A 6,403-nucleotide genomic window follows, 5' to 3' on the forward strand; every position below is an offset into this window, starting at 1 on the left:
ATGTTTGGTTCCGAAATGAATCGGAACGCCCTGCACATTTGTTTGTCGAAAATTTTGTTCAGTTTTCAAAGGTCTACCAAGTTGTCGTAAGCGCTTGTTCATCGCTTTTGACAACTATTTAATATTATCATGATGACGATTAAGTGTCAATGATTTTTTGTAATTCCACAACTTTTAAAAAATGAACTTATCAAAAGCCGCACTAAATAATATACCGGCTTTTAAAGACGATGTCAACAAAAAAGACAAATCAAATTGATTTGTCTTGGAATGCTTACTTGACCCTTGCTAAGAAGTACTTCTTCTTACCACGACGGACAATCACAAACTTACCGTCGAATTTTTTAGATGGATCGATCATAAAATCAACGTCTTGAATTTTTTCGCCGTTAATCCTAATCGCCCCGTTGTTAATATCTTCTCTCACTTGACGACGTGATGACTCAATTTTAGTTGAATCAACCAACCATTGAACAATGTTAAGCGGTTCAGCGGACACTTCCACTGTTGGCATATTTTTGAATCCCTGTTCAATTTCTGCAGTTGTCAGTTTTGAAACATCACCCGAGAATAGGGCTGCCGAAATATGTTCTGCCTGTTCAACAGCGGCTTTACCATGAACAAACTCTGTAACCTCTTCAGCCAATTTTCGTTGTGCTTCTCGCTTTTCTGGTGCGGTTTCGACCTTTTTTGCCAACTCAGCAATTTCGTCTTGACTCAAGAATGTGAAATACTTGAGATAGCGAATCACATCGCGATCGTCTTGGTTAATCCAGAACTGGTAAAATTCGTATGGCGTGGTCTTCTCAGGATCAAGCCAAACATTACCGCCTTCGGACTTGCCAAACTTAGTGCCGTCAGATTTGAGCAACAATGGAATAGTTAGACCAAATACCTGAGCATCAGCACCTTCAACTTTATGGATTAAATCAGTTCCGGAAGTAATATTCCCCCACTGATCTGCGCCACCTAGTTGAACCTGGACATCATTGTGTCGGTATAGATGAAGAAAATCGATGGATTGCAAAATTTGGTATGTAAATTCAGTAAATGAAATGCCAACTTCCAATCGACTGGCAACAATTTCTTTATTTAACATAGTATTAATGTTAAACAACTTACCGTAATCTCTCAAGAAATCCAGTAAGGACAACTTGGAAAGCCAATCATAGTTATTAACAATCTCGAATTTGCCATCTTGACCGAACAATTTTTCCATTTGAGCAGTTAAAGCTGCTTCGTTGTGCTTAACCTGATCCATCGTTTGAAGAACTCGTTCAGACTTCTTACCACTTGGATCACCAATTGCTCCCGTTCCACCGCCAATAACGATAACCGGATGATGACCAGCTAGCTGGAATCTCTTCAAAATCATAAACGGGATTAGGTGTCCAATATGCATACTATCTCCGGTTGGATCAATTCCCACATAGATACCAACCGACTTCTGATTCACTAAATCATTCAACCCATCATGATCAGTTTCTTGATTAATCGCGCCACGCCACTTTAGCTCATCTAAAATATTCATTCAAAAATTCCTCCTAAATATAAAAAGTCCCTGACAATAAATGCCAGGGACGAAATTTCCGCGTTACCACCCAAGTTATTACCGGCCAAAACCAGTAATCGCTCATATCATTGGTAACGAAATGACTCGTCTAACTCAACGTAATGGACTCCTCAGCTGTAAATTCATTAGTCAACCGCTTGGCTCACATCACCGCCAAGTTTCTGGATTCTCGAATTAACTAATTACTTTACTGATTCAACACCCACAAGTAATAAGTTAATGATAGATGGTCAGCCCACCAATGTCAATGGATTTCAAAGACAAATTAAAGCCCGAATTAAAGTTGGCCATGAAGCATTTGCTGATAATAAAGTCCTTTATTTGAACGATAATGATTAAACTCAGTTGCTGACATGCTACGCGTTTTTGATAACGTCCATTTTGCCAACTTGGCATCAAAACTCTTGATGTTGGTTGAATAATTACCGCCCATAATCGTTTGCTTCTTAAACGTGCTCCTTAATGAAGCATCCGGATAATTGTAAAGGTCTTTGGTCCCAAATGTATGACCTAATTCATGAATCACGACAGCGCGCTGCTTTTGGTTGCTATATCGATTCATCCAGGAATTATTCAAGGCGATCACGCCGCTATTAATCTCAGCCATCCCCGCGTAGCCTGCGCCAAGCTTGTTTGTCCCCGTAAACACAAGTCTGGAACCACTTTGACTGTTGGTTGGCCGCAGCACTTTTCTCCCCAATGCTTTGTTCCAACGATTAGCAGCGTAGTTGATATCCGCCTGATATTTCTTCGCATCCCCTTTAACGTAATACTTAATGGTTCCCTTGTAAGTCAAATTTTTGTTTGTATGCATTGCGCTGGTAAATCTGATTGTTTGTGCTGCCGACACATCATCCGATTGTGCAGCCATCCCAATAAAGCCAACCAACACCATCATCACAACAACAAAAAAATGCTTAAAGTTAAACATTTAACTCCCCCTTGAATAAATGTCAGTCGTCATAAGCGTCAGAATATTTAATTGATCGGAAGAGTAGTCATTCGTTTTAAATTCGCTCCTCCGTTCCCCTTGATAATAATATATCATCACCTATAGCTGACTCTCAACTTTAAACTCTACGAATTTTCAAACTATCTTCATAAAATATTCAAAGCCTTGTTTGTTGAGTTTTGTAAGCGGAAACTCTAGAATAAATTTAGAAATAATTATTCAAAGACTACTATCATAGAAAGAAAGCGACTCATATGTTAAAAATTATGTACGAAAGTGGCAATTCGACTGAAACAATCGAATACAAATCAGCACAGGACTTCATGGCAAATCAACGGCTGGAAGTTCCAGACTTGGAGGATTACTATAAAATTCAGAGTGTCACATTAGATGGTAAACCAATCGACTTGGATGACAAAACCATCATTGGCCTATACAAACACTTCGATGATCAAGGCGTGTAAGCAACCAATGCTTCTGGGAATATCAAATCGAGTTGAGATATTAGTCGACAAATTGTTGATAAATGCAACCTGGCTCTCCATTCTGATATTGATAAAACTTGCGACAAATGGCGGGGATCAAATTACCTTTCGTCGCAATCTCACTTAACATCCTTAATTTCAAAAGACGTCTCACCTGTTTTATCGATCACCCCATAAACTCGTTGTGCGTGTTCGGCATTCAGGTAGCCTAAGTCGAGTAACGTTCCGTTGGGGCCAGTTTCAACCCCTTTCAACTGGCTTTGAAGAAACTGACGTAAAGCCGGAATCTGGGCATCGAATTGACGGGCATGATCGACGGCAGCTTGTAATGTAAACCCTTTTTTGATAAATTGATTAATATGGAAAATCAAAAATAATGTATGGAGTGAATATTGTCGAGAGACGCCCTTTTCCTGATCAATGGGCGCAATATACTTCTGTGATTCCCAGTAACGAAGCTGGCGCCCAGAAACACCGGTGATTTTTTGAACCTGGCCAATACCAAAAATCAGCTTATTCGTATCGATAAATGACTCATCAGGATTTAAATCTGTCATTTTGCCCACCCAATTCAAATTTTGTTTCGAACAATGATCTCACTGCAATTATATCAGACCTACCATGATTGGCAAATTATCAAATAGGCTTGTCAACCAATTTTACAATGATTAACCTGGCCCCTATTCCTATGGGAGGCAATTTGTTATAATGCAGTGAAAAGAAAGGAATGACTTCTAATGGGTTTTTCCCCAAGATTAATTGTGGCAGATATTTCACTCGTTTTATCAATTTTAATTGCATTTCTAATCCAACGCTCGTCGTTTGCCGATAACGTGAAGGTTGGCTTTATTATCCTGGCTGGGATCTTCTTGTTGATTTCGGTGGTCATTAACGTGATCGAAGCAAATCAACGTCGCCGGGATAAAAAATAGCCATGAACGCGAGGAGTGAAACTGGGACAATCGGCGTTTTGATCCCAGAATTTAACGAAAATGACCAATTATTCCTGATTTTGGAATAGTTGGTTCTTTTTGTTAAATAGCCGGGATCGGCATTCTGGCACAGCTTTTATCTGAGTATCAACGGCGATCCAAATGATGATCACTGATTTAAAATCAACATATATCCCAGCGTCTTCCTAGTTGTTGTGGAATCAACAGGTTAAATCGGTATTCAGCAATATACTAGTAGCCAATTTCAAGGCCTGTTTTTCCGAAATCCATTACATTATTTCTCATACAGCTTAATCAGTCCTTGGGTTCCTAAATTGCCCAGTTTCATTTGATCAACCATCTTTTCGTACAGATCCTTGGCTTTCTGGGTGGCCGGTAATTCAATGTGCATTTCATCTGCAACCTCCAAGGCAATTCGCAAGTCTTTTAGAAAGTGTTTTGCAGCAAAGCCCGGGTTTAAGTCATCCTTCAAAATTCTGGGGCCATAGTTGGCCATACTCCAATTGGCCGCCGCGCCGCCGTCAATGGTTTGGATCATCTGATCAAGCTCTAATCCGGCAGTTTTTGCGTAAGCCAATGCCTCAATCATGCCGGTCATCGTGCCTGCAACCATGATTTGATTGGCCATCTTCGCATTTTGGCCTTGACCGGCCCCACCAAATCTGCGAATTGACGTGCCCATTGCTCGTAAAATTGGCTTCATCTTCATGAAGGTGTCAAGTTTCCCACCGACCATAATGGTGAGGGTTCCATTCTTAGCACCAACATCCCCACCGGATACCGGGGCATCAAGCACATTAATTTGATGACTGGCACCGTAGCTGGCAATTCTTTTTGCTAAAATCGGTGAACTGGTGGTCATATCGATCACCGTCTTTTCAGTTCCTAATCCGGCAAAGATTCCTTGGTCACTAAAATAGACCGCTTCAACATCCTTTGGAAATCCAACAATTGTGATCACAACGTCACTTACCTGAGCGACTTCTTTTGGGGAATCCTGCCAAGTCGCCCCATTTTCTAAAACGGTTTTGGCATGGGTCTTGGTTCGGTTATAGACAGTCACCTCATAGCCAGCTGTAAGGAGGTTATTAATCATTCCTGTTCCCATGACCCCAGTGCCGATAAATCCAATTTTCATATTTTCACCTCAAACTATCTATTTTTAACCTTTGCAAGCAGGGGCTGCCACCAGTCCCTGTTATTTTTGTACCAATCAATCGTTTGGGCCATCCCAACGTCAAAGTTGACTTGCGGTGTCCACCCTAACTGGGTCCGAATCTTACTATCATCGATCGCATAAAGCTCGTCGTTAGCTGGTCGATCAGCCACATACTGAATTGCAGACGTTGACAGCCCCAAACGAGCCAAAATGAGTTTAACGACATCGAGATTGCTGTGATAATTATGACCGGCTATATTATAAACCCCGCCAGGCTTTCCACGGTGCAAAACGGCATCGATTCCCCTGCAATTATCAAGCACATTCAACCAGTCGCGGACGTTTTGTCCATCGCCATAAACCGGAAGCCTTTCTCCCATGACCGCATGACTGATCATCAATGGGACTAATTTTTCTGGGAACTGATACGGGCCATAGTTGTTAGCTGACCGAGTGATGCAAACGGCCATTCCAAATGTCTTGTAATATGATAAAGCAAGCAAATCGGCACCGGCTTTGGTTGCTGCGTACGGAGAACTCGGATTAAGCGAATCTGTTTCTGAAAAGGTTTGCCCACTAAGTGCACTCCCATAAACCTCATCAGTAGAAACTTGAATAAACCGGGTCCCCGGAAACTTCTTCAGGCAATTTAAAAGAATGCTGACCCCGCCATAGTTACTTTCTACAAATTGACGAGGATTTAAAATTGAGCGATCTACGTGGGATTCAGCCGCAAAGTTAACCACAGCACCAATATGATAATCGGCCAAAAGCTTACTAATGAGTGTCTCATCATCGATATTGCCATGGATAAATAAATACCTGGAATTGTTTTGAACGCTACTTAAATTCGTCAAATTACCAGCATATGTGAGTGCATCCAGATTAATGACGCAATCCCTCGAATCAGTTTTCAATACATAACGGATGAAATTTGAGCCAATGAAGCCGGCCCCACCGGTGACTAAAATATTCATCATTTGCCTCCTACTGTTGTCGCAAGATGTCTATACCCCTAAGTTAACACACTTTTATCATTGTCAAAATCCATTTTCAGGCAGACAGGGGCAATTGCCGTTTTGAAGCTGAGATTTTAGTCGACAAAGCGTCTATAAATGCAACTTGACTTCCTTTTATATTGATAAAGCTTGGAACAAATGGCTGATCCCTGCCATTTAAGCAAAAAAGTAATGCATTCCAAAACTGAACTGAACCCCTTGAATTGGAGAAATCTAATTCAAGGGGTTTTATTATGTTTCCTTATGAAGTTAAAATGGCCGC

At 41.0% G+C, this 6,403-nt stretch carries 7 protein-coding genes; 2 read left to right on the forward strand and 5 right to left on the reverse strand.

Annotated elements, in window-relative coordinates; all coding sequences use genetic code 11:
• Positions 1-274 precede the first annotated feature (274 nt).
• Together tyrS and QUF07_RS12870 are read right to left on the reverse strand one after the other, a co-directional pair.
• Positions 275-1,531, reverse strand: a complete 1,257-nt coding sequence (tyrS, locus tag QUF07_RS12865; RefSeq protein WP_289427799.1) for a tyrosine--tRNA ligase — start codon at positions 1,529-1,531, stop codon at positions 275-277.
• 319 nt (positions 1,532-1,850) lie between these two features.
• Positions 1,851-2,504 carry a snapalysin family zinc-dependent metalloprotease gene (locus QUF07_RS12870; RefSeq protein ID WP_217164393.1) on the reverse strand — a complete coding sequence of 218 codons (654 nt, stop codon included), beginning with the start codon at positions 2,502-2,504 and terminating at the stop codon, positions 1,851-1,853.
• A gap of 275 nt (positions 2,505-2,779) precedes the next feature.
• Between QUF07_RS12870 and QUF07_RS12875 the strand changes: the two genes are divergently transcribed.
• Positions 2,780-2,989 (forward strand): DUF4649 family protein, encoded by a 210-nt coding sequence (locus QUF07_RS12875; RefSeq protein WP_289427803.1) that lies wholly within the window; start codon positions 2,780-2,782, stop codon positions 2,987-2,989.
• Positions 2,990-3,129: 140 nt separating this feature from the next.
• On the opposite strand, the gene QUF07_RS12880 is transcribed toward QUF07_RS12875, so the two are convergent.
• Positions 3,130-3,567, reverse strand: coding sequence for a MerR family transcriptional regulator (locus QUF07_RS12880; RefSeq protein WP_217342460.1), 438 nt, complete (start codon positions 3,565-3,567; stop codon positions 3,130-3,132).
• Positions 3,568-3,747: 180 nt separating this feature from the next.
• Here QUF07_RS12880 and QUF07_RS12885 point away from each other — a divergent pair, with 180 nt between their 5' ends.
• On the forward strand, positions 3,748-3,942 hold the full coding sequence (locus QUF07_RS12885) for a hypothetical protein (protein WP_054748969.1): 195 nt from the start codon (positions 3,748-3,750) through the stop codon (positions 3,940-3,942).
• A gap of 295 nt (positions 3,943-4,237) precedes the next feature.
• Here the strand turns inward: QUF07_RS12885 and QUF07_RS12890 are convergent, their stop codons facing one another.
• Positions 4,238-5,101: an NAD(P)-dependent oxidoreductase gene (locus tag QUF07_RS12890; protein WP_217164401.1), complete on the reverse strand. Its 864-nt coding sequence runs from the start codon at positions 5,099-5,101 to the stop codon at positions 4,238-4,240.
• Positions 5,102-5,115: 14 nt separating this feature from the next.
• Positions 5,116-6,099 (reverse strand): dTDP-glucose 4,6-dehydratase, encoded by a 984-nt coding sequence (rfbB, locus tag QUF07_RS12895; RefSeq protein ID WP_289427805.1) that lies wholly within the window; start codon positions 6,097-6,099, stop codon positions 5,116-5,118.
• Positions 6,100-6,403: the final 304 nt, after the last annotated feature.

The sequence above is a fragment of the Lentilactobacillus sp. TOM.63 genome (genome assembly GCF_030361045.1).
Classification (GTDB): domain Bacteria; phylum Bacillota; class Bacilli; order Lactobacillales; family Lactobacillaceae; genus Lentilactobacillus; species Lentilactobacillus dabitei.